Source organism: Aestuariimicrobium kwangyangense DSM 21549, from assembly GCF_000421525.1.
GTDB lineage: Bacteria > Actinomycetota > Actinomycetes > Propionibacteriales > Propionibacteriaceae > Aestuariimicrobium > Aestuariimicrobium kwangyangense.
In genome coordinates this window covers 260,593-281,346 of sequence record NZ_ATXE01000004.1, presented here as the reverse complement: position 1 = coordinate 281,346, position 20,754 = coordinate 260,593, and the positions used below count along the sequence as shown (strand labels likewise).

At 66.9% G+C, this 20,754-nt stretch carries 18 protein-coding genes; 5 read left to right on the top strand and 13 right to left on the bottom strand.

From position 1 onward, the window contains the following. Positions 1-94: 94 nt before the first annotated feature. Complete coding sequence (locus tag H507_RS0113240) at positions 95-757, top strand: DUF6766 family protein (RefSeq protein WP_022911180.1); 663 nt, start codon at positions 95-97, stop codon at positions 755-757. A gap of 98 nt (positions 758-855) precedes the next feature. Here H507_RS0113240 and H507_RS0113230 read toward each other — a convergent pair whose 3' ends face one another. From H507_RS0113230 to H507_RS0113210, 5 genes are all read right to left on the bottom strand, one after another. Beyond that, positions 856-2,448: a leucine-rich repeat domain-containing protein gene (locus H507_RS0113230; protein WP_157438991.1), complete on the bottom strand. Its 1,593-nt coding sequence runs from the start codon at positions 2,446-2,448 to the stop codon at positions 856-858. A gap of 131 nt (positions 2,449-2,579) precedes the next feature. Further along, the gene (locus tag H507_RS17505; protein WP_022911178.1) at positions 2,580-4,112 is read right to left on the bottom strand and encodes an FG-GAP-like repeat-containing protein; all 1,533 of its coding nucleotides are present in this window, start codon (positions 4,110-4,112) and stop codon (positions 2,580-2,582) included. A 119-nt stretch (positions 4,113-4,231) separates the two neighbouring features. Then, on the bottom strand, positions 4,232-7,327 hold the full coding sequence (locus H507_RS0113220; protein WP_022911177.1) for a DEAD/DEAH box helicase: 3,096 nt from the start codon (positions 7,325-7,327) through the stop codon (positions 4,232-4,234). Positions 7,328-7,420: 93 nt separating this feature from the next. Further along, positions 7,421-8,827, bottom strand: coding sequence for an HNH endonuclease signature motif containing protein (locus tag H507_RS0113215; RefSeq protein WP_022911176.1), 1,407 nt, complete (start codon positions 8,825-8,827; stop codon positions 7,421-7,423). 73 nt (positions 8,828-8,900) lie between these two features. Beyond that, positions 8,901-9,548 carry a TetR/AcrR family transcriptional regulator gene (locus H507_RS0113210; protein ID WP_022911175.1) on the bottom strand — a complete coding sequence of 216 codons (648 nt, stop codon included), beginning with the start codon at positions 9,546-9,548 and terminating at the stop codon, positions 8,901-8,903. Positions 9,549-9,684: 136 nt separating this feature from the next. On the opposite strand from H507_RS0113210, the gene H507_RS0113205 reads away from it, so the two are divergent. Continuing rightward, a complete protein-coding gene (locus tag H507_RS0113205; RefSeq protein WP_022911174.1) occupies positions 9,685-10,332 on the top strand; it encodes a DUF4386 domain-containing protein in 648 nt (215 codons plus the stop codon). 23 nt (positions 10,333-10,355) lie between these two features. Here H507_RS0113205 and H507_RS0113200 read toward each other — a convergent pair whose 3' ends face one another. From H507_RS0113200 to H507_RS0113190, 3 genes are all read right to left on the bottom strand, one after another. Then, positions 10,356-10,841, bottom strand: a complete 486-nt coding sequence (locus H507_RS0113200) for a glutathione peroxidase (RefSeq protein ID WP_022911173.1) — start codon at positions 10,839-10,841, stop codon at positions 10,356-10,358. A 60-nt stretch (positions 10,842-10,901) separates the two neighbouring features. After that, on the bottom strand, positions 10,902-11,774 hold the full coding sequence (locus tag H507_RS0113195; protein WP_022911172.1) for a phytanoyl-CoA dioxygenase family protein: 873 nt from the start codon (positions 11,772-11,774) through the stop codon (positions 10,902-10,904). A 75-nt stretch (positions 11,775-11,849) separates the two neighbouring features. Further along, positions 11,850-12,563 (bottom strand): PIG-L deacetylase family protein, encoded by a 714-nt coding sequence (locus H507_RS0113190; protein WP_022911171.1) that lies wholly within the window; start codon positions 12,561-12,563, stop codon positions 11,850-11,852. Positions 12,564-12,779: 216 nt separating this feature from the next. Here H507_RS0113190 and H507_RS17500 point away from each other — a divergent pair, with 216 nt between their 5' ends. Beyond that, a complete protein-coding gene (locus H507_RS17500; RefSeq protein WP_026378218.1) occupies positions 12,780-13,673 on the top strand; it encodes an endonuclease domain-containing protein in 894 nt (297 codons plus the stop codon). A gap of 121 nt (positions 13,674-13,794) precedes the next feature. Here the strand turns inward: H507_RS17500 and H507_RS16915 are convergent, their stop codons facing one another. Then, positions 13,795-14,697, bottom strand: coding sequence for a phosphatase PAP2 family protein (locus H507_RS16915; protein WP_022911170.1), 903 nt, complete (start codon positions 14,695-14,697; stop codon positions 13,795-13,797). Between the two features lie 40 nt (positions 14,698-14,737). Here H507_RS16915 and H507_RS0113175 point away from each other — a divergent pair, with 40 nt between their 5' ends. Together H507_RS0113175 and H507_RS0113170 are read left to right on the top strand one after the other, a co-directional pair. Continuing rightward, entirely contained in the window at positions 14,738-16,480 is a 1,743-nt protein-coding gene (locus H507_RS0113175; protein ID WP_022911169.1) for a pyruvate dehydrogenase, read from the top strand. Between the two features lie 31 nt (positions 16,481-16,511). Then, positions 16,512-17,399 carry a TIGR01777 family oxidoreductase gene (locus tag H507_RS0113170; protein WP_022911168.1) on the top strand — a complete coding sequence of 296 codons (888 nt, stop codon included), beginning with the start codon at positions 16,512-16,514 and terminating at the stop codon, positions 17,397-17,399. 20 nt (positions 17,400-17,419) lie between these two features. On the opposite strand, the gene H507_RS0113165 is transcribed toward H507_RS0113170, so the two are convergent. The 4 genes from H507_RS0113165 to H507_RS0113150 are packed head-to-tail and all read right to left on the bottom strand — an operon-like array spanning position 17,420 to position 20,734. Continuing rightward, positions 17,420-17,992 (bottom strand): hypothetical protein, encoded by a 573-nt coding sequence (locus H507_RS0113165; RefSeq protein ID WP_157438990.1) that lies wholly within the window; start codon positions 17,990-17,992, stop codon positions 17,420-17,422. 35 nt (positions 17,993-18,027) lie between these two features. Next, positions 18,028-18,555: a nucleoside/nucleotide kinase family protein gene (locus tag H507_RS16910; protein ID WP_022911166.1), complete on the bottom strand. Its 528-nt coding sequence runs from the start codon at positions 18,553-18,555 to the stop codon at positions 18,028-18,030. Further along, entirely contained in the window at positions 18,555-19,307 is a 753-nt protein-coding gene (locus H507_RS0113155; protein ID WP_026378217.1) for an energy-coupling factor transporter transmembrane component T family protein, read from the bottom strand. The genes H507_RS16910 and H507_RS0113155 overlap by 1 nt, the downstream gene beginning before the upstream one ends. Next, on the bottom strand, positions 19,304-20,734 hold the full coding sequence (locus tag H507_RS0113150; RefSeq protein ID WP_022911164.1) for an ABC transporter ATP-binding protein: 1,431 nt from the start codon (positions 20,732-20,734) through the stop codon (positions 19,304-19,306). The genes H507_RS0113155 and H507_RS0113150 overlap by 4 nt, the downstream gene beginning before the upstream one ends. Positions 20,735-20,754 lie beyond the last annotated feature (20 nt).

The following is a 20,754-nucleotide window of genomic DNA, read 5'->3' as shown; positions in this document are numbered from 1 at the left end:
ACAGTCAGGTGGTCAGGGTGAAGGTGTTGTTCGGCGTCGTACTCGGGTTCGTGGTGGTCTCGTTGGTCGTGATGATCGTGATCGGACTGGTGTCGTGAAGAGGCTTCGCAACCACGGATTGACCCTGTTCTTCTTCCTGCTGTTCCTCGCGACCCTGGTCGGGCAGGCGCTGGTGGGACATGCCGCCTACAACCAGGAACAGCAGATGAGTGGCAGCCCCACGGTGCCGCTGGCGAGCTACCTCGTCGGGCCGGACTTCTCCGCCGACGTCGCCGAGAACTGGCAGAGCGAGTACCTGCAGTTCTTCCTGTTGATCATGCTGACGGTCTGGCTGGTGCAGAAGGGTTCGTCGGAGTCGAAGAAGCCCGGGGACGAGGGTTTCGAGTCGGACGAGGAGCAGAAGGTCGGCCGGTTCGCCGGCCCGGACTCGCCCCGTTGGGCTCGAGCGGCCGGGTGGCGACTGGGGCTGTACTCGCACTCGCTGGGGTTGCTGATGGGTGTGTTGTTCCTGGGATCGTGGTTCGCCCAGTCGGTGGCCGGGCACGCCGCCTACAACGCCCAGCGCGAGGAGGCGGGGATGCAGGCCTGGTCGTGGCTGAAGTACGTGAGCGAACCGGACTTCTGGAACCGCAGCCTGCAGAACTGGCAGTCGGAGTTCCTCGCGGTCACCTCGATGACGGTGTTCGCGATCTTCCTGCGGGAGCGCGGCTCGTCGGAGAGCAAGAAGGTCGGCTCACCGCATGAGGCGCACGAGTGAGGCTCGACCTCAACCAATGACCGGACCGGTGCCGTCGTCGACCAGCACCTGGCCATCGCGCAGACCCCAGTAGGACGACTGGTCGGGCCTGGCCATGATCAGGCCATCAAGCGTAGGCCAGCTGCGCGCGTCATGGCCAACCGGGGGTACCCCCACGAGCCGAGCCGATTCTCGTAAACATAGACGTTGCCCGTCAACGATTGCCCCATGAGGTCATCTCTGGCGGTGGTGTACTGCATGAGGGTTGTGACATTGCCAGGAACCCATGCTTGTCGGAAGGTGTTCCAGCCCCGTCCCGTCACTCGGGCGCCTCCGATCGTGCCGTCGGGTGCCACACGGTAGGTCAGTAGGGTGCCGTCCTTGCGGATGGCCACGAGGTCTGCGTCTCCCTCACCAGTAACGTCGATGGCGACGATCTGCTTGATGGCGCTCCACCCTCGCCCCACCCGGCCACGGTTGGTCAGGTCTTCGGCGTTGGGGTTGTAGTCAAACAGGAACAGATCGCCCGTGCTTGCCTGACGGGCGTAGACGTGGAGGCTAGTCGCCACGATGAGGTCCATACCACCCCACTTCGTGCCGATCTTGGTGGTGCGAACGATGTAGCCGCCCATGCTGGTCTCATAGCTGTACAAGCCATCGTCGACAGCACGCCGAGCGATCAGGGCGCCGTCGCCCTGTCTGGCCCGAGGCGTCTGGGTGAGGGTCGTCAAGTCGCCCATGTTGGTGCCCACAACCGTGGGGTTCTGGAATCGGCCGACAGTCGTCCCGGGATACATCAGCAGGCGTTGTCCGGCATCGATACCGTACGTGTCGGACACGCCGTCGCCCGTGTGGTCTCCAAAGGGCCTCAAGTGATATTCGAGGGGGAAGGGCGTGGGCGTGAACTGCGGAGCTTTGGGGTCTGTGACGCGCTGTGTGATCTTCAGGGAGAATCGACCGGTCCTGGCGCCGAGGATGTAGGCGTAATCACCCGGTTCTTGATAAGTGATGCTCTTCCCGTCGACAACAGCGAGGACATTGGTGGTCTGTAAGGGTTGGCCCGTCCGATCGGTCGAAGGGAATGGGTAGGGGGTGCGCTGTGGCCAGTCGGGGAAGGGTGCGGGAGTCTGGCCGTACATCCAGACGTCCGTGAGGGCAGGCACCCCGGTGACATCCGCCACAGCCAAGATGCGGTTCTCATTGAGCAACAGGGTCTTCAGCGAGGTCAGCCCCGTGGGCAACCTGAGGCCACCAAGGTAGGTCCGGGTCACCGTGAGAGTTTCGAGTTTGGCCAAGGTTGAAGGCAGATTCACGACTGTGACCTCGCCCCCGTAAATGGCCAAGACCTGGAGGTCCTTCAGGCTGGCTGGGATGGAGAATGTCGGACTGTTCACGTTGTAGAACGAGAGATCACGCAGAGCCGTCAGTGCCTCGAGCCCAGTGAGGTCGTTCGGAGCGCCGCAGGACAGCACGGTGATGCTCTCCGCCTGGGCTGTGGTCACCGAGGAGGTGGCGGGCTGGCCGAGTCTGCCATTCACGCACTTCTGCAGGACAGCGTCAGGAATGTTGACCGTGCCCCCCTCAGCGCGCGCCATGGGTCCGCCAGCCAGTGCCAGCATCAGAGTCAACGCAAGAGCGCTGCCGATCATTCGCATCGAAGCCACGGCTCGTCCCCCTGTCTTGGTTCGCTCCATCGCGAACGTTGTGTTCACTTCTCATCCTCCACCCGCGGGGGCGCAACCAAGAGACTCGGGCGTGCTTTGAGGTGGTCCGCCCTCAGAAATGGCCGGTCCTCTCCCGGCTCGTTGCTTGGGCTGTTCGGGACGACCGCCCGCACCACGTTTCAGGCCAGCAGACGGAAGCCCTGGGTGCCGCTCATGACGACACGGGGGTAGGACCACGTGCCGACCAGATTGTTGTAGACGTACACGGTGCCGTCGTCGCGTTGGCCGAACAGGTCAGGGCGCCCGTCGCCGGAGATGTCGCCGGCGGAGAAGGCCTGGCGGAATCCCGTCCATCCTCGTCCGACCTGTTTGCCCGCACCGATGGTGGCCTGCGTGGTGCCCTGGTAGGCCCACAGGGTGCCATCGGTGCGGATGGCAAGAACATCGGCTCGTCCGTCTCCGGTGAAGTCGCCCAACCCGATGATCTGGCGCATGCCGTTCCAGTTGCGTCCGATCTGGGTGATGCCGGTCAGGCCCGTCGGGGTGAGCGTGTAGCGGTAGAGGGCCCCGGTGGAGGCCTGTCGTCCGACCACGTACTGGGTGGCGGTGCCGGCGAGGTTCGCGACGGGGACGATCTGGTCGATGCCTCCCCAGTTCCGTCCGATCTGCACGGCTCCGGAGATGTGGCCACCCGCCCCCGCCTTGTAGAGCCACAGGGAGTTGTCGCTGCGGCGGCGGGCGATCAGATCGGACCACCCGTCGCCGGAGACGTCGCCGACCTGGGTCAGGTAGCTCATGCCCGACCAGCCACTCCCGCGGGAGCCGACCAAGGTGAGACCGGACGAGGTGCTGCCCCGGTAGAACTGCAGGGCGCCGGAGGAGTCCACGGCATAGACGTCGGCGATCCGATCGCCCGTGTGGTCACCCTTGGCGCCGCTGGGTGCGGTGGTCGAGGTGGTGGTCACCCGCTGCACGAACCGCCCGTCGAAACTGGTGGTCCAGTGGGTCTCGTCGTCGCCGTTGAAGCTGATCGAGTAGCTACCGGCCTTCGCGTACACCAGACCGGACGGGGTGCGGGTGACACCGGCTGGGAGGCTGAGTGAGGTGGTGCTGCCGTCGCGGCGGCGACTGACCAGTGGATAGGCGGTACCCGTGGTCCAGGCGGGCAGTTCGACGACCTGGCCGAACGCCCACACCTGGGTCTCGCGGGGCAGCCAGCTGAGTTGGTGCAGGCTGCCGATGTGGTTGCCCGACACGTCGATCTGCTGCACCTGCACCAAGGTGTTGGGCAGGGTGAAGGAGGTGAGGTCATTGGACGACAGGTCGATCTCACGCAGGCTGGTGAGTGTGCCGGGGATGGTCACCTGGGTGAGCCGGTTGCCCCACATTCTGAGCGACTTCAGTTTTGTCCACTGCTTCGGCACCGTGAGCGATCCCGAGAGGTCGCCCAATGCCAGGTCGAGGGTGACCAGGTTGGTGGCGTACTGCAGTCCGGTGATGCTGGAGAAAGCGCCGAAGCAGTCGAGGGTGGTGAGGGTGCGCATCTGTGCGTCGGTGATGGGTGCGTTCGCGGCCTGCCCGAGAGTGTCATTGACACAGGTGCGCAATTCGATGTCAGGGACGCTGACAGTGGTTGCGGCGGCGGGGAGAGGTTGGGCCAGGAGGGCGAGGCTGAGCAGTGCGGAGGTCAGGAGGCCTGCGAGGGGGCGCATGGGGGATTCCATTCGGGGGCGAATGCGATGAGGGCGGCACGGCAAACGATAGCTGCCCGCCATCGGGGTAGAAATTCCGCCCATGCTCCATTGCGAGAGCTTGGTAACGGACACGACTCTCACGATGCGGTGACTGATGCCTCGCGGAACACATCCGCGGGCATTCCGCGGTCCAGGTGATAGGTGATCGCGATGGGCTTCTCACCCTTGTGGGAGACGTATTCGGCGGTCCCCAAGCATGTATAGGGTGCACCCTTACCCATCTCGTTCGCCCCAGACGTGCGGGTGAAGAGGACCACGTTTGTCCCTGCCTTAGCTTGGTTGATGTAACGCTGACCGGTGGTGGAGGCGATCGAGGTACCCGACTGGCTCTCCCAGTGGAAGATGCCGGGGGCGAGCGCGTAGTCGCGATACATGGTGGTGGGGGAGAACTGCTTCTCATCCTTGTGCAGCGTGATGAGGAAGGCGTCCGTTTGGAGCTCTGGAATCCAGACCACGCCCTCGCGAAAATTCCCGGGCAGACGTTGCGGGGTTGCATGGCCCAGAGCCGAGAGCAGTTCCTCTCGAAGGTATCTGGCGTGCGAGCGCAGCGGACTGAAGGCCAGCGTCCCTGAAAGTCGGAGCGCCTCATGTTGCACCAGGGACCAACTGTGGTTGAGGACCTCAACCGCCTCGCTTCGGAAGCTGAGCTCAGGGAGCAGGCTGCCCAAGGCGTCGGCGTAAGAAGAGAACGGCAGCGTCGGCCACAGCGTGAAGATCAGCATGCGCGCGAACGCTTGGTCTGTCGGACTCAGTTGGGCGTAGTCGAGGTCGCCCTGCAGGATCCGGCGGTACGCGCCGTAGCGGTCGGCGTCATCCACATGCGCCAGCGCCCCGACTCGTCCCAGCAGAGACGTCTCTGAAGGTCCACCGAGTGGCAGTTCACGCCCCGCGTCCCGTTGCAGGACAGTCCATCCGGGGGGCCCACTCTGCCCCTTCCGGATAACGTCCGACAGTTCCAGTCCCTGTTCCTCGAGGAACTGGCTGAGTGTGTCCGCCGTGCTGGTGCGCAGCGCCTTCACCATGGCAGCGCGGTTCCCTCCCACTTGGCGCTTGAGGTTCTCCAGCACCAGGGACGTCGCTTTGCGGTCAAGCAAGATCTGACAGCCGGAGGGCAATGTGGGGAATCCATGCTCGAGTTCCGCGCGGAGGTGCCCACGCGGGATGCCCGTGATGGCCGTGAAGCGTTCGTCATACCGGAACTCGGCCCTGTGATGGCCCACAAAGTCCAGAACTGTCAGGACAGCCTTGTCCTGGGTGCGGCGGAGTCCTCGGCCGAGCTGCTGCAGAAATATCGTGGCGCTCTCGGTTGGGCGGAGGAACATCACGGTATCCACGTCGGGAAGGTCCACGCCCTCGTTGTAGAGGTCCGCAGAGAAGATCACATTGATGCGACGGGCCAACAGGTCGTCCAGAACCTTGCGGCGATCATGACTGCTCATGGAACCCGTCGCGGCAGCCGACGGAACTCCGGCTTCGTTGAAGGCTCGGGCCATGAACTCCGCATGCTTCACGCCCGCACAGAACCCGAGGGCGCGCATGCGTCCGAGATCTGGAGTCTTGTCTTCAAGCTCCTTCAGCACGAGTCTGGCTCGTGCACCGTTGCCGGTGAAGAGGCTGTCGAGGCTGGCTTGGTCGTAGGCCCCGCGCTTCCACTCGACGGTCCTCAGATCGACGTTGTCATGGACGCCGAAGTAGTGAAAGGGGCTGAGGAGTTCGGCCTCGAGGGCGTCCCACAACCGGATTTCGGCAGCAGTATTTCCGTCGAAGAACGTGCGTACGTCGAAGCCATCTGTTCGCTCTGGCGTGGCCGTCAGCCCCAGTAGTTCGATGGGTTGCAGCCTGCTCAGCAGCTGTCGGTAACTGGCGGCGGCAGCGTGATGGAACTCGTCGATCACGACCACATCGAAGGCATCGGCGGGCATCGAGGCGAGAGCGCCTGCGTTCAGACTCTGGATAGACGCGAAGACGTGAGCCCACGTCTCGGGCTTGGTACCAGCGACGTAGGTTTCGCCGAAGTTCGGGTCGTTGAGCACTTCACGGTACGTGCGTTGTGCCTGCAGCAGGATCTCTTGCCGGTGGGCCACGAAGAGCAGGCTTGGGCGTCGGCCGGCGTCCTGCGCCAAGCGGCGGTAGTCGAGTGCGGCGATGACGGTCTTGCCCGTGCCCGTCGCCGCGACCACCAGGTTCCGGTGGCGATCGAAGACGTGCCGCTCCACAGACAGCTTCTCCAGGATCTGTGTCTGATGTGGGTAGGGGCGCACTTCGAGTCCCGACAGCGAGATCGTCACTCGGTCGGAGCGCTGTCCGCTCGCTTCGGCTATGGCTTGATCGAAGCGATCCGCGTCCACGTCCGGGTCGTAGCTCTCGAACGCCGGATCGTGCCAGTAGGACTCGAAGGTGGCGTCGAACTTTCGCAGCAGAGCGGGTGCCGCAGGTTCTGTGAGGCGCACGTTCCATTCGACTCCGTCGAGGAGAGCCGTCTTGGAGAGGTTGCTGCTTCCCACGTAGGCGGTGTGGAAACCAGTGTTTCGCTCAAACATCCACGCCTTGGCGTGAAGGCGAGTCCGCTCGATCTCATAGTGGACCTTGACCTGAGCGCCAAACTCACGCACCAGCTGATCAAGTGCCTTGCGGTCAGTGGACCCCAGATAAGTAGTTGTGATCACCCGGAACGGAATGCCCCGTGCAGCGTTTCGCTCCAATTGTTTCGAGAGGGTGCGCAAGCCGTACCACTTGATGAACGCACAGATGAGTCGGACCGAGTTGGCACTGGCCAACTCTCCCCGAATCTCGTGACCCACGGCTGGTTCGTCTGGGCCGTTCGTCAGCAATGCCATCTCGCCCACTGGAAGCACAGGCTCGTTGCTGAAGCCAGGTTCTGGAGCCCTCAAGGCGATCAGGCGTTGCAGCTTGTCGGGCAGCAGTTCGGTGTCACCACTGAGGGTGCGAAGCACCTCATTCGCGGCAGAAATCCGCTCTGCTTCCTTCAGTTGGCTGAACACGGTGAGCGCCTGCCGTTGCACATGCCGTGACAGTGCGTCGGGTGCCTCAGCGTTGCCCACCTCTCGGTACTCCGCGCTCATGTGCCCGCCCAGAAGCCGGGCGAGATCGCGCTCGACTTTCGACGTCACAAGCTCGTCATAGAGGCCCTCCGGGCGGGAATTGTCGTCCATCCCAGCAGTGTTCCAGGTGGGTGTGTCAGAACCAACGCGCCTGGCGCGAACGATGGGAAAAGGAGGAGCCATTTCTCACCTAACGGGTCGCACTCACGTCCGCAGCAACGCCACCAGCATCCGCTCCACCCACGACTGTGCATCAGGATCCTTCACCATGGAGGTGTGATCCGGAGTGCGCATGTAGCGATAGCCCAGAGGCGACTCCCACTCGAACACCCCGGGACTCGTCTGGGTGACCCGCCACCCGCCGAGGGTCTTGGCTCGATGCTCGCGGCGGGTGAGTGGCCCCAGGTTGTCGGGGCGGGTCTGCCCCGCAGGCCCACTCGTCGAATAGGGCACGGTGTGATCCTGATCGAGGCGCCTCGATCGTCTGGTCGAATGGGGGAACACTGAGGTCGGGTTCCGAAGATCGAGCAACTCGCGCATCCGTCCGGGCACCTCGTAGGCACTGGACGGCAGCACCGACGCCGTGTCCAGTACCGGGCGGACGGTGACCCGGCCGTGGCCCAGCCACTGTCGCACGGTCGCGGCCGACTGCGGTCCGAAGTGTGACGTGCGCGCCACCGCGGAGTCCCCGCTCGTCAGCGCGTCCTGGGCGATGTGCACCACGAGCTCCATCGTGGGGAGCAGACGGTCGGGATCAACTGTCACCTGTCCGCACAGATGACCCCGGAAGCCTGTCGACGGGCACTCCCGCTGTTCCTCGGTCTCGAGCCCCGACGGCAGGACGTCGGTCTCGTCAGCGATCGCGCCCTGAAGGATCTGCAGGGCGCGCGCCGGCGTGGCCAGCAGCCCCAAGGACTTCGAGAGTCGCACCGCTCGACTGCTGGTGTCGCCGGCGCGTCCAAGTTCGGTCGCCAACCTGTTGAGCTGTGCGTCCAGGAAGGCAGCGTCGGCCTTCGAGAGTCGCGCGTGCAGCTCGGTCGTGTGCTGATTCTGGACGAAGGCGACGCCGCGACTCGCCAACTCCTGGTCGCCGGCCGCCACCTCGCGCGGGGCCTGGAGCATGAGTACGCAGGCTTTGACGTGCTCGATGAAGGCCGTGGGGGACAGCCGTCGCCACTCGGCCGGCAACGTGGCCGACAGGCGCCGCGCTTGGTCCAGCGGCAATTCGGTGGTGGCGTGGGCCACCTTCTTCGCCACCCAGACGGGCATGCTCAGACGGTGGACGAGATCCCACACCTCGGGGAAGCGATGGTGCAGGTCCAGGGCAATGGCGATGACCGAGAATCCCGACTCCGGACGCATTCCCAGTCGCGCCGCGTATTCCAGGTGGCAGAACTCAGGCACCTCGGGCGTGCCATCGCTGGCCAACCGCGTTCGGCGCTCGCGGTCCTCGTCCCCCTTCCGACGTGAGGCGCAGGCTTCGGCGAAGTGAAGGGCGTGGACCAGCTCGTCCGCCTCGGCGCGACGTCGTCGATTCGAGGCGACGACCGCTTCGTCCAGAATGCCGCGAAGCATCTGGTCGGTGAGTTCGTCGTCGGTGGCCATCCCCATGACCTCATTCTGCGCGCAGCCTCTGACATTTTCTGTGGCACAGGAGACTCGAATCACCGCCGCATGGCAGCCATCATTCGGTCGCAGCCAGCCGCGCAACTCCATCAAGGATCAGGGTGAGGGCGAACTCGAATTCGAATTCCTCGTCGCACCCCTTTCCGGGACGCCGCTCCTGCGCGTCCATGGCCACCGCCATGATGCCCGGGAACTCCGAGGGGTCAGGTGGTGGCCCGGCCTGCTTGGACGTGGGTTGACGGGTCTCGTCGAACATCTCAGGGCTGAACCCCCAGATGCGGTTCCCGAGTGTGTGCATGGCGTGGTGCACCAGATTCGCGTCCATCCCGCCGGCCAACATCGCCGAGGTCAGTGCCTCCATGTGTCTGAGCACTGCGATCGTCCGGGTGGTGCGCGTCTCGATCGCGCGGCGCAGCCACGGGTGTGCCAGCACCGCGGCGCGGGCAGCCATCGTCCGCTCTCTGACCACGCCTTGCCAGTCATCGGAGGCAGGCTCCGACGCCGTAAATACCTCGATGACGGTGTCGACCATGCCGTTGACCAGGTCTTCCTTGTCGGCGACGTGCTTGTAGAGGGCCATGGGGACGACCGACAGCGTCTCCGCGAGCCGGCGCATGCTGACGGCCTCGAGTCCCTCGGCGTCAGCCAGCGTGATGGCGGACGCGAGCACGCGGGATCGGGTGAGGGGGACGCGTGGGGTGGGCATGGTGCTCTCTGTCTCCTGGGGGCGACATGCGCGATGGGACTGCAGCCAGATGGCTGTTGACGTGGTGGACACCGTACACCTACCCTCGATCCATCAAAGGTGTACGCCGTACACCCGACACGCACAGGGAGACACCATGCCATCGCGACGCCTTGAGGTTCTGACCGGTCTGCTGTACTTCCTCACCCACGTGACCTCGGTGGCCGCCGTGTTCCTCTACGGGGGATCGACGACCGACCCGACTGAGGCCCTCGCCGGACGAACCAGCGTGCTCCTCGGTGCAGCGCTCGAGATCCTGCTGGCTCTTGGCGTGACCGGCACGGGCATCACCATCTTCGCCCTGTTGCGTCGGCGGTCGTCCGTGGTCGGCGCCGGCTATCTGGCGCTGCGAACGTTGGAGGCGTCGGTGATCCTGGTCGGCGTGGTGGTGCTGCTCCCGATCGTGGCACTACCGGCCACCACCGCCGCGCCCCCGCTGTCGTCCGAGATCAGCACTGCGTTGAAGGCAGTGCACGGTTGGACGTTCCTGGTCGGGCCCGGACTGATGGTTCCCTTCCACACGGCGCTGCTGGCTGGGTGGTTGTGGCGCACCCGGTTGGCGCCCCGATGGATCGCTGCGCTCGGGATTGTCGGGGGTCCACTGGTGGGGCTCGCGAACCTGGCAGTCATGTTCGGGCTGCCGCAAGCGGCGGCAGCGGCGGTCCCGGTGTTCGCGTGGGAGATCTCGTGGGCCGTCTGGCTGGTCGCCAAGGGGCTCCGAATCCCCGCTACCCAGGCAGCGTGAGTCTCCGGCAGGGAGGGCCGGGGTCAGCCGAGTTGCGCCTCGACCGCCGTCACCACGGCCGGGTCGTCCGGGGTGGTGCCGGGACGGAAGCGCGCGACCACGTCACCTGACCTGCTGACTAGGAACTTCTCGAAGTTCCACTGGATGTCGCCGGCCTCGCCCTCGGCGTCTTTGGTCTCGGTGAGCACCTGGTAGACGGGATGACGGTCTGGGCCGTTGACCTCGATCTTGCTCATCATCGGGAAGGTCACGCCGTAGGTGAGCGAGCAGAACTCCTCGATCTCCTCCGCAGTGCCCGGCTCCTGCCCACCGAACTGGTTGCAGGGGAAGCCGACCACGGTGAGACCGCGGTCGGCGTACTCCTCCTGCAACTTCTCCAGCGCCCCGTACTGAGGGGTCAGCCCGCACTTCGAGGCAACGTTGACCAGCAGCAGCACCCGTCCGGAGTAGTCGGCCAGGCTGGTCGGCTCACCCGAGAGGCGGGTGAGGGGGATGTCGTAAAGGCTCATGCTGTGAGGCTACGCGGGGTCGACGGGGCCACTCTCGTCCGTTCGCCAGAGGATGAAGCCTCACTCGTGCTCGAGCTTGTTGCCCTCCAGGCCCTGGTCCTCGATCACGGGAACGCCGTCGCGGTCGACCCAGACCCCGCACGAGCCGCCGCCCTCGGAGATGCCGATGGAGTACTCGGACCCGTCACGGCGCAGCATGGGGGAGTAGAACTTCGACACCTTCTCGGCGTCGCCCTGGATGTAGTGGCCGATCAGCGAACGGCGGAACCGGTCGTCCGTCGAGTTGGGGGTGGAGCCGTGCACCACCTGACCGTTGAAGAACAACATGTCGCCGGGCTGCATCGTCATCGTGACCGGGCTGACCCCGTCTGGCAGCGGCACCGTCACATCGGTGAACGAGGCGGACGTGTCGGCCTTCACCGTGCACAGCAGCGGCCAGGTCTGCGACCCCGGCACCACCATCAGGGCCCCGTTGTCGGCATCGCACACGTCGAGCGCGAGCCACGCCGCGCAACAGGTGCTGGGCTCGGCGCGCAGGTAGAAGTTGTCCTGGTGCACCGCCTGACCGCGAGCGCCCGGGGGCTTGAAGTAGAGCATCGTCTGAACGGCGTACGGATCGCCGCCCAGCAGCGCGTTGAGTGCATCGAACACACGCGGGTCGAGCAGGAACTCTCGCGACAGGTCGTCCCAGCGGTGCATGTGGATCATTCGGGGGTACTGCTTCAGCGGGTCGAACTCACCACCGCCCTCGACCCCTGCGTAGTCGCCGTCGTGGGTGCCCTCGGCATTGAGCTGCATGTAGTGCTCGCGGAAGCGCTCGATCTCTTCGGCATCGAAGAGTCCCCGCGCGATCGTGTATCCGTCGCGGTTGAACTGGTCGAGTTCTGCCTGCGAGATTCCCCGCACGATCTGCTGCTCCATGGTGTCTGTCATGCCGTCAACGCTAGTCGAGTGAAAGAGGTCACACATGGACGATCCGACGGGGCGGCCGGGTGAATGGCCGACTCGTCAGCGCATCTCGAAGACGCGGAACGCGACCGCATGGTCGGCTCCGACGATCTGCCCGGCACCCGCCAGCGCCTCGGGGATGAACTCCGACGGCACGGGGTGGTTCGGCAGGTCTGCGAGATAGGCCGTGTGGCACTGGAGGGACGCCACTGCGCGGTCGACGTCGGCTCGGTCGACCACCACGGCGTGCGTGGGGGTGGAACCGGTGACCATCAGCCGGGTGACCGCGTGGGGCTGGAAGCCTTCGGTGATCAGTTCTGGGAAGATCCACCTGTTGCCTGCGGCAGCGATCGCGTCGACGACGCTCAGCCCGGCGACGCGGTGGTCGGCCTGGTTGAGGCCTCCCCACGTCGGTTCCACGTCCCACGTGCTCGTCAGCACGGTGTCCGGTTCGAACCGCCGGATCTCGCGCGCGATGTCACGGCGCAGGTCGAGTGTCATCTCGAGCACGCCATCGGGGTGGTCGAGGATGGTGAGTTGGTCCACCCCGACGGTGGCGCAGGCCGCGCGTTGCTCCTCGGGACGAACCCGGGCCGCCTCGTCCGGGGAGCGCTGCATACCCGCCTCGCCGTGGGTGAGCAGCAGGTAGGCGACGTGAGCGCCGGAGTTCGTCCAGTGTGCCACCGCCGCTGAGGCGCCGTACTCCATGTCGTCGGGATGGGCCACCACGCACAAAACGCGCTTGACCTCGGCGGTGAAGGTCTCGATCTGCATGCGGTGGACGCTACGCGACCCAGAACCGTGATGGGTCGGGATTTGTTGCTCGTGGCGGACCACAAACCGCGCCACGGCACGGGTCTGGATCGATCACCGGCTGGACACGAACCGACAAGGAGGTCAAGCCCTGGGTGGGAGGCACCCACAGGGGCACTGTCCACAGCCTGAGCCGCCCGCGGAGCACGAGGCCCTTCTCATCCGCACAGTCGGGGCATGGTGAATCGTGAACCGGAGATCGTCTCGGAGTTGCGGCGGCGCGGGGGCTGTCTGCGGTTGGCTGACGCGCCACACCTCGCCCAACAGGCGCGTCGCCTGGTGAGGTCCGGCGAGTGCAAGCGACCGTTCCCGGGAGTGGTTGTCGCGTCAGCCCTGGCCGACGATCCTGCCACCCTCACTCGTGCCCTCGCGCTGTGGCAGCCGAACGCGGTCCTGCTCGGCCGGTCTGCCGCGCGCCTGACCCACTGGCCATCCGTCCCGATCAGCGACGTCGAGGCGACCTTGCCCCGACTCCACCGGACCGCTCCTGCTGGCGTCACCCTCTCGAGCATGCGATGGCCCGATGGTCTACTGCAGTCCGACACCGTGGTTCGGACGTTGACCCCGCCTGCGGGGGCTCTCTGGTCGGGCACGCGAGGCGACCTGGAGTTGGCATTCCGAGGTTTCCGCGACAGGGTCTTCCAGCCCTCCGACCTGCGCACAGCGGCGGCGATCGCACCGTACGGGTTGAGGAAGGAGTGGGAGCGGCTTGCGCTGGAGCTCAGGTCGTTCCCGTGGTCACACCCCGAACTCGAGTTGCACCGCATGTTTCGAAGGTGGGGCCTGCGTGGGTGGCGGGGCAATCACCGCTTGCTGATCGACGGCAGCACGTACTTCGGCGATGCGGTCTTCGTCAGAGTTCGCAGGATCGTGGAGGTGGCCAGTGACGAGTGGCACTCCTCTGATCATGCCATTGCGATGGACTATCGCCGCCACAACGCCCTGGAGGGCGCGGGTTGGAGAGTCATCTACGTGACGCCCACGCGCATCAGGACCGAACCCGCTCTGGTGATGAGGGAGGTCCTGGCCCTGCTCAACCGCCAGCGCGAGCGCGGCGTGCGGGTCATCTGACGGGGCGGGCGATCCAGAACCGTCGTTGACCGCCAGATGTGGCACGTGGCGGCTCACGTTCATCGCCGCGGCACGGTTTTGGATCGCCTTGGTTCAGTGACCTGCACGAACCCGAGCCTGGCTAGCCGCGGGCCTGGTCGCGACCGTGCTTCCCGGCCCCTTCCTTGGCGGCCCGACGCCTGCCGGCGTCCTCCTTCTCCAGACGATCCTTCTCGGCCTGGTCCCGCTCGAGTTCGGCGACCTGCTCGTGGTAGCGGTGATGGGTCAGTTGCAGGCGATGAGCGGTGATCACCAGCGCCAGCCATGCCGACCCGATCAGCCATCCAGCCATCACGTCCGAGGCCCAGTGGTGGCCGAGGTAGACGCGGCTGAACCCCATGGCCGCCGCGTAGAGCACGGCCAGCACGATGATCAGCACGCGCGTCGTCTTGCGGCTGGCACGGGTCAGCAGCACGTACGCGATGATCCCTCCGATCACCACCGCGTTGGTGGCGTGCCCGCTGGGGAAGCTGAAGGATCGCTCGTAGGGAGGCACCGCGTCGACCAAGGGGGGACGGGCTCGTCCGACCGAGAGCTTGCCGCCGAGCGTGATCGCCAACGACCCGGCGCCGGCCAGCAGCCCAAGCACGATCGGGGTGGGGGTGCGCCACCTCCAGGTCATCAGCCCCAGCGCCACCACGGCCACGACGGGGGTGACGATCGGTCCGCCGATGTCGGTGAACCACGTGACTGCCTGGGCAACGCCGCTGGGCCGGTGGTGCACCGCCCAGTGCAGCATCGGCTGGTCGAGCGGCGAGAAGGCCCCGACCCCCTTGATCTGCTCGTAGACCTCGCTGGCCAACCAGACGAGTCCCAGGACGAGCACCGTCCCGCCGATCGCCAGGGCCCATGCCACCAGCCGCCACGTCGTCAGCTGGCCGGCCCTCATCACCAGCCGGGCGAGCCATCGGCCCATGGGGGTGCGCCAATGGGTGAGGTCACGTGCGCCGATGGACTGTTCGAACGGCCGGTTGGTCAACTCCATCGCACCAGTATCGACCGAACGGGCAACCTAGGATCGGCTCATGGCGACCAAGATTGCAGACCAACTCGTGCAGCAACTCGTCGGGGCCGGGGTGCGGCGCATCTACGGCATCGTCGGTGACTCACTGAATCCGGTGGTCGACGCCGTGCGTCGCACCGGCGGTTCGGCGAAGGGCGGCATCGACTGGATCCACGTGCGGCACGAGGAGGCGGCCGCCTTCGCGGCGGCCGCGGATGCCCAACTGACGGGGGAACTGGCCGTGTGCGCCGGCTCCTGCGGGCCCGGCAACCTGCACCTGATCAACGGTCTCTACGACGCCAACCGCAGCCATGCCCCCGTGCTCGCCATCGCCTCGCACATCCCCAGCCAGCAGATCGGCATGAGCTATTTCCAGGAGACCCACCCCGACCGACTGTTCAACGAGTGCTCGGTCTACTCCGAGATGATCTCGTCCGCCCAGCAGTCCCCCCGGGTGGTGGCATCGGCCATCCGCCACGCCGTCACCCTGCGCGGGGTATCGGTGATCACCCTCCCGGGCGATCTCGCCGACCGTGACAGCGTCGGCGTCGCCCCCAAGTACGTGCCGGCGGCGCGTCCCACACTGGTGCCTGGTGACGAGGTCGTCCACGAACTGGTGACCATGATCAACAAGGCCAGGAAGGTGGCGATCTTCGCCGGGGCCGGCGTCGAAGGGGCCCACGACGAGGTGATCGCCCTCGCGGCCAAGCTCAACGCCCCCATCGGGCACTCGCTGCGCGGCAAGGACTTCATCCAGTACGACAATCCGTTCGACGTCGGCATGACCGGGCTGCTCGGCTACGGGGCGGCCGCCGAGGGCATGCAGGAGGCCGACCTGCTGCTGCTGCTCGGAACTGACTTCCCCTACGAGCAGTTCCTGCCCGACGTGGCCACCGTGCAGGTCGACTGCCACGGCGAGGTGTTGGGTCGTCGCACCGGGGTCGACCTTCCCATCCACGCCGACGTGCTGCCGACCGTCACGTCGGTGCTGCCCCTGGTCGACAGCAAGGACGACCGGTTCCTCAAGTCCACGCTCAAGCGGCACGACAAGTTGATGACCAAGGCGGTCGGTGCCTACACCCGCAATGTCGAGCGCCACAAGCCCATCCACCCGGAATGGGTGGCCTCCATCCTCGACGAGCTGGCCGACGACGACGCCATCTTCACCGCCGACACCGGCATGTGCAATGTCTGGACGGCCCGCTACATCAATCCCAACGGACGCCGCCGCCTGATCGGCTCGTTCCTGCACGGGTCGATGGCCAACGCCCTGCCCCACGCCATCGGCGCTGCCGTGTCGCACCCCGGGCGACAGGTCATCTCGGTCTCGGGTGACGGCGGACTGGCCATGTTGCTCGGAGAGCTGGTGGCGGTGGCCGCCTACGACCTCCCGGTCACCGTGGTGGTCTTCAACAACTCCACCCTCGGCATGGTCAAGCTCGAGATGTTGGTCGACGGCCTGCCCGACTTCGGCACCGACGTGCCGATGGTCGACTACTCCAAGGTGGGTGAGGCGATCGGCTTCCAGGCGCAACGGGTGGACGATCCCCGTCAGGTGCGCGAAGCACTCGCCAAGGCGCTCAAGCACCATGGGCCGAGTCTGGTCGAGGTGATCACCGATCCCAACGCGCTGTCGGTGCCGCCGGGCGTGACGGGCGAGCAGTTGTTCGGGTTCGCCACGGCCATGAGCAAGATCGTGCTCAATCGTGGCGCCGGTGAGGCGGTCGCGATGGCCAAGTCGAACCTGCGCAACATCCCCCGCTGAGGCCGCCCACGGGCTGATTACAGTGGGCGGCATGCGCATCGCCATCGCCGGTTCCCACGGACTCATCGGTCACGCCCTCACCCAGCGCCTGCGTTGGAGCGGACATGAGGTCGTGCGGTTGGTGCGATCGCAACCCATCTCACCTGACCAGCGCGCGTGGAACCCGTCCGGGGGAACCATCGAGGGCCCGGGCCTCACCGACGTCGACGCGGTGGTGAACCTGGCTGGGGCGGGCATCGCCGATGCCCGTTGGACGCAGTCCCGCAAGCGCGACCTGCGCAGCTCCAGGATCGACACCACCCGCACCATCACCGCGGCTCTGACCGAGTCCGAGCGGTGCCGGGTCTTCCTGGCTGGCTCCGCCATCGGCATCTACGGCGATTGCGGTGACCGTGAACTCGACGAGAGCAGCCCGGCTGGCGACGACTTCCTCGCCGAACTGTGCCGTGACTGGGAGGCCGAGGCCGACCGCGCTCCCGAGCACGTCCGGGTGGTCAACCTGCGCACCGGGCACGTGCTCGCCTCCACCGGTGGCCTGATCGGCAAGCAGGCGCTCATCTATCGCCTGGGTCTCGGCGGGCGGATCGGCGACGGCCAGCAGTGGGTGAGTTGGATCTCGCTGCGTGACCACGTCGCCGCCACGGAGGCGCTGCTCACCGCCGACCACCACGGTCCGGCGAACCTGGTCGGCCCCGACCCCGTCCGCAACATCGAGTTCACCAAGGCCTTGGGGCGGGTGTTCCATCGTCCGACCGTGCTGCCCCTTCCGCTACCCGTGGCGCGCGCGGTGTTCGGACAGGAGATGGTGACCACGGCCATGCTGGCGAGCCAGCGCGTTCGTCCGGCGGTTCTCGGGCGGATCGGCCACCAGTTCCAGGACACCACCGTCGACCGGGCCCTGACCCACCTGTTCGGCTGACTCCTCACACCTCGGGGGGCTCAGAAGGGGCGGGGACGAACCCAGGCGTCCTTGACCGCGGGAATGACGCAACACAGGAAGCTGGCCAGGGCGCCGACCGGAACGGCCATCGCGCCCAGCCCCGCGCTCGCCCCGTCGGTGGCGCTGAGCCCGATCAGCAACAGCCCGGACCAGCCGGCCAGCAGCACACTGCAGATGATCATGAGCACCCACAACACCTGCCCGACGAGCCTGGCCAGCCCGGCCAGCAGCACCAGCGACATGCCGGTCAGGGCGAGGAACATGGCCACGTAGACGACCACCGGTCCGGCCTTGTCGCCCAGCAGGTGGGGGCGGAACTGCGACAGGGTGGGGCCGCCCGACCAACGACTGGTGGCCGAGGGTGGCTGCACGAACGGAAGGACGAGCCCTCCGACGAGGACCAGGATGCTGACGCAGACCCACGCGACACCGAAGACCCGCAGCGGACGTGACCGGGGTCGGGGCATGGCCGGACGAGGTGCCCACGAGCCCTGCTGGGGCCCCCCGCCACCCACGTGCGGCGGAGGCAGCTCCCCGAGGGGCACCGGTGGGGGAGGTTGGGTTGCACTCATCGTGCCCTCCACTCTAGGGCCGTCCCCAACCCGCCTCAGGCCGGCATCGGGAGCACCAGCCGGGCCAGCCGCCACGGCTGGTGCCTGCGCCAGTGGTCATGTTCCTGGTCGGCCCAGACATCCCACCATGGACGAAACCCGTCCCCGTCCCGCTCGAGTGCCCGCCGCTTGCGGGTATGGGCGTCCAGTTCGCACCAGAGCGTGGCGGTGGACAGGGCCGCGCTGGCCGGAGTGAGGGCACCGCACCCCTCGATCACCAGGTCGCCGTCGGCGGGCACGTCGACCCATCCCGAGCGGCAGTGGTGCTCCCAGTCCCACGTGGGGTGCCCCTCGCCGGCGATGATGCCCGGCAGCCACTGCTGCGCCGCCGCCAACCCGTGCCAGCCGGGGTAGACCGCGTCGAGGCTCACCAGCTGCGCCCCGAGGTCGTCCGCCAGTCGGCTCGCCAGGCTGGTCTTGCCGGCTCCGGAGCCGCCGTCGATGATCGCCACGGTTCGTCCACCGGTCGGACGGCGGGACTCCACCCAGGCGGCCAGTCCCGGCCAGGGCGCTGCGCCGGACATCAGTAGACCCACGCCGTACCGAACCCGACAGCGGCGACGACAGCGAGGATCGCGACCAGCAGCGCCAGACCGAAGGCGATGGCATCGATCCGGCCCAACCGGGAGGGACGGGCCCAGGTACGCGGCGCGCCGCCGAAGCCGCGGGCCTCCATCGCGGTGGCGAGCACGCTGCCCCGGCGGACCGCGAAGACCAGCAGGGCGAAGGACACGGTGAACCAGCGGCGCAGGCGGCCCGCGTCACCCAGTCCCCGGGCGCGCCGGGCGTGGGCGAGGGCCTGCCAGTCCTCGGTGAACAGGCCCACCATGCGCGCTCCGGCGACGGTGCCGAGCACGAATCGCGGCGGCAACCGCAGTACCTGTGAGAGGGCGTCCGCGAGCCGGGTGGCGTCCATGGCTGAGCCGAGCACGATCGCCGACCAACCCAGTGCGAAGACGCGAAGCACCACCGCGGCGGCGAGCACCAGCGACTGGTCGGAGACGACGGCCGGTCCCAGACGCCACCAGACGTGTCCCCCGACCTGTCCGTAGAGAGCCATCGAGGTCGCACCGATCGGGGCCACGACCAGCAGGGGAACGCTTCGGCGCAGCAGGGGCACGATGGGCACCCGTGCCGCGACCACCGTCACCACGAGTGCTGCCAGCACGACGGTCGCCGAGAGCCAGTCAATGGTGACCACCAACGGCAGCAGCAGCACCAGCCCGATGGCCAGCGAGGTGACGGGATTGAGCTTCTCGAGCACCGGGGACCTCATGGTGCCGACACCCGCTCCCGGTTGCGGAGGTCGATGCGCCGCTGCCCCATCACGTCGATGAAGGGCTGGTCGTGGGTCACCTGCACGAGGGCGTGGCCGTCGTGGGCGAGCCCCATCAGCAGACGCACCAGGTCGTGCCAGGTGGTGCGGTCCTGCCCGAAGGTCGGCTCGTCGACCATGATCACCTGCGGACGAGCGCCCAACACCACCCCCACCGAGAGCCTCCTCTTCTCACCACCCGACAACGAGAACGGATTGGCCGCGGCCAGGTGGTCGAGATGCAGTCGTGCCAGCAGCTCGTCGACCTCGGCCCCGGTCGTGGCGGCCAGGGCCAGTTCCTCTCGCACCGTCGAGGTGACGAACATGTGTTCCGGCTCCTGGAACACGTAACCGATCCGACCGGCCAGTTGCCGCGACTTCCAGCGCAGCGGGTCGGGGGAGAGGCTGCCGCGCAGCTGCGGGTCTGCGCGAACGCTGCCCGAGATGGGACGAAGCAGTCCCGCCAAGGTCAGCGCCAGGGTCGACTTGCCGACGCCATTGGGTCCGGTGACCACGGTCGAGAGCCGTTCGACAGCGACCGTCATGGGCTCCCGCAAAGCGGTGTCGCGGCCGATCACCAGGTCGTCGGCCAGCAGGGGGGCGGGTCCCGATGCGGGGCGGTCATGGTCGAGCGGGTCCACGTCGATGGGCACACCCGGCACCCAGACCCCGGCCGCCAGCAGCGACTGTCGCTGGTCGGCGAGCACTCGGCCGATGGGCCCGTCGGCCAGCAGGGTGCCCTCGGACGACAACACGATCACCCGGTCGACCAGCCCCGCCCAGGCCTCGACCCGGTGTTCGACGACCACCAGGGTGCGATGCCGGTCGGCGACCAGGGCCGCCACTGCGTCGACCACCTCGTCGACCCCGTCGGGATCGAGGTTGGCCGTGGGTTCGTCCAGCAGGACGATGTCGGAGCGCATCGCTATGGCCCCGGCCAACGCCAGCCGCTGCTTCTGACCGCCCGACAGGTGGGCGGTGGGATGGTCCCGTCCGACGTCGAGACCGACCCGGACGAGCGCATCGTCGACGCGGGGCCAGATCTGCTCGGCCGGAACCCTGAGGTTCTCGCAGCCGAAGGCCACGTCATCGCCCACCCGAGCGAGCACGATCTGGGAGTCAGGGTCCTGCTGCACGAGCGCCTGGTGACCGATGGTGCGGGTCGGGTGGCGTCCGTCGATCAGCAGTTGACCGGCCGATTCACCATCGTCACTGTCACCGAGCACCCCCGCGAGGGCACGCAGCACGGTGGACTTGCCCGACCCGGACGGGCCCAGCAGCAGTACCCGCTCGCCGGCCTCGATGGTGAAGGTGAGGTCGCGTACCGCCCAGGTCCGGCGGGCGGCATGCCGCCAGCCGAACCCTCGCGCCTCGATCACTGCGGTCATGTCCGTGTGCTCATGTCAGG

Bases quoted from the DNA above. Each gene is read 5' to 3' on its own strand.
- H507_RS0113165 (WP_157438990.1), bottom strand. From the start codon at position 17,992: ATGAGTGCAACCCAACCTCCCCCACCGGTGCCCCTCGGGGAGCTGCCT.
- H507_RS0113170 (WP_022911168.1), top strand. From the start codon at position 16,512: ATGCGCATCGCCATCGCCGGTTCCCACGGACTCATCGGTCACGCCCTC.
- H507_RS0113205 (WP_022911174.1), top strand. From the start codon at position 9,685: ATGCCATCGCGACGCCTTGAGGTTCTGACCGGTCTGCTGTACTTCCTC.
- H507_RS16915 (WP_022911170.1), bottom strand. From the start codon at position 14,697: ATGGAGTTGACCAACCGGCCGTTCGAACAGTCCATCGGCGCACGTGAC.
- H507_RS17505 (WP_022911178.1), bottom strand. From the start codon at position 4,112: ATGCGCCCCCTCGCAGGCCTCCTGACCTCCGCACTGCTCAGCCTCGCC.
- H507_RS17500 (WP_026378218.1), top strand. From the start codon at position 12,780: ATGGTGAATCGTGAACCGGAGATCGTCTCGGAGTTGCGGCGGCGCGGG.
- H507_RS0113155 (WP_026378217.1), bottom strand. From the start codon at position 19,307: ATGAGGTCCCCGGTGCTCGAGAAGCTCAATCCCGTCACCTCGCTGGCC.
- H507_RS0113210 (WP_022911175.1), bottom strand. From the start codon at position 9,548: ATGCCCACCCCACGCGTCCCCCTCACCCGATCCCGCGTGCTCGCGTCC.
- H507_RS16910 (WP_022911166.1), bottom strand. From the start codon at position 18,555: ATGTCCGGCGCAGCGCCCTGGCCGGGACTGGCCGCCTGGGTGGAGTCC.
- H507_RS0113200 (WP_022911173.1), bottom strand. From the start codon at position 10,841: ATGAGCCTTTACGACATCCCCCTCACCCGCCTCTCGGGTGAGCCGACC.
- H507_RS0113150 (WP_022911164.1), bottom strand. From the start codon at position 20,734: ATGACCGCAGTGATCGAGGCGCGAGGGTTCGGCTGGCGGCATGCCGCC.
- H507_RS0113190 (WP_022911171.1), bottom strand. From the start codon at position 12,563: ATGCAGATCGAGACCTTCACCGCCGAGGTCAAGCGCGTTTTGTGCGTG.
- H507_RS0113220 (WP_022911177.1), bottom strand. From the start codon at position 7,327: ATGGACGACAATTCCCGCCCGGAGGGCCTCTATGACGAGCTTGTGACG.
- H507_RS0113215 (WP_022911176.1), bottom strand. From the start codon at position 8,827: ATGGGGATGGCCACCGACGACGAACTCACCGACCAGATGCTTCGCGGC.
- H507_RS0113175 (WP_022911169.1), top strand. From the start codon at position 14,738: ATGGCGACCAAGATTGCAGACCAACTCGTGCAGCAACTCGTCGGGGCC.
- H507_RS0113195 (WP_022911172.1), bottom strand. From the start codon at position 11,774: ATGACAGACACCATGGAGCAGCAGATCGTGCGGGGAATCTCGCAGGCA.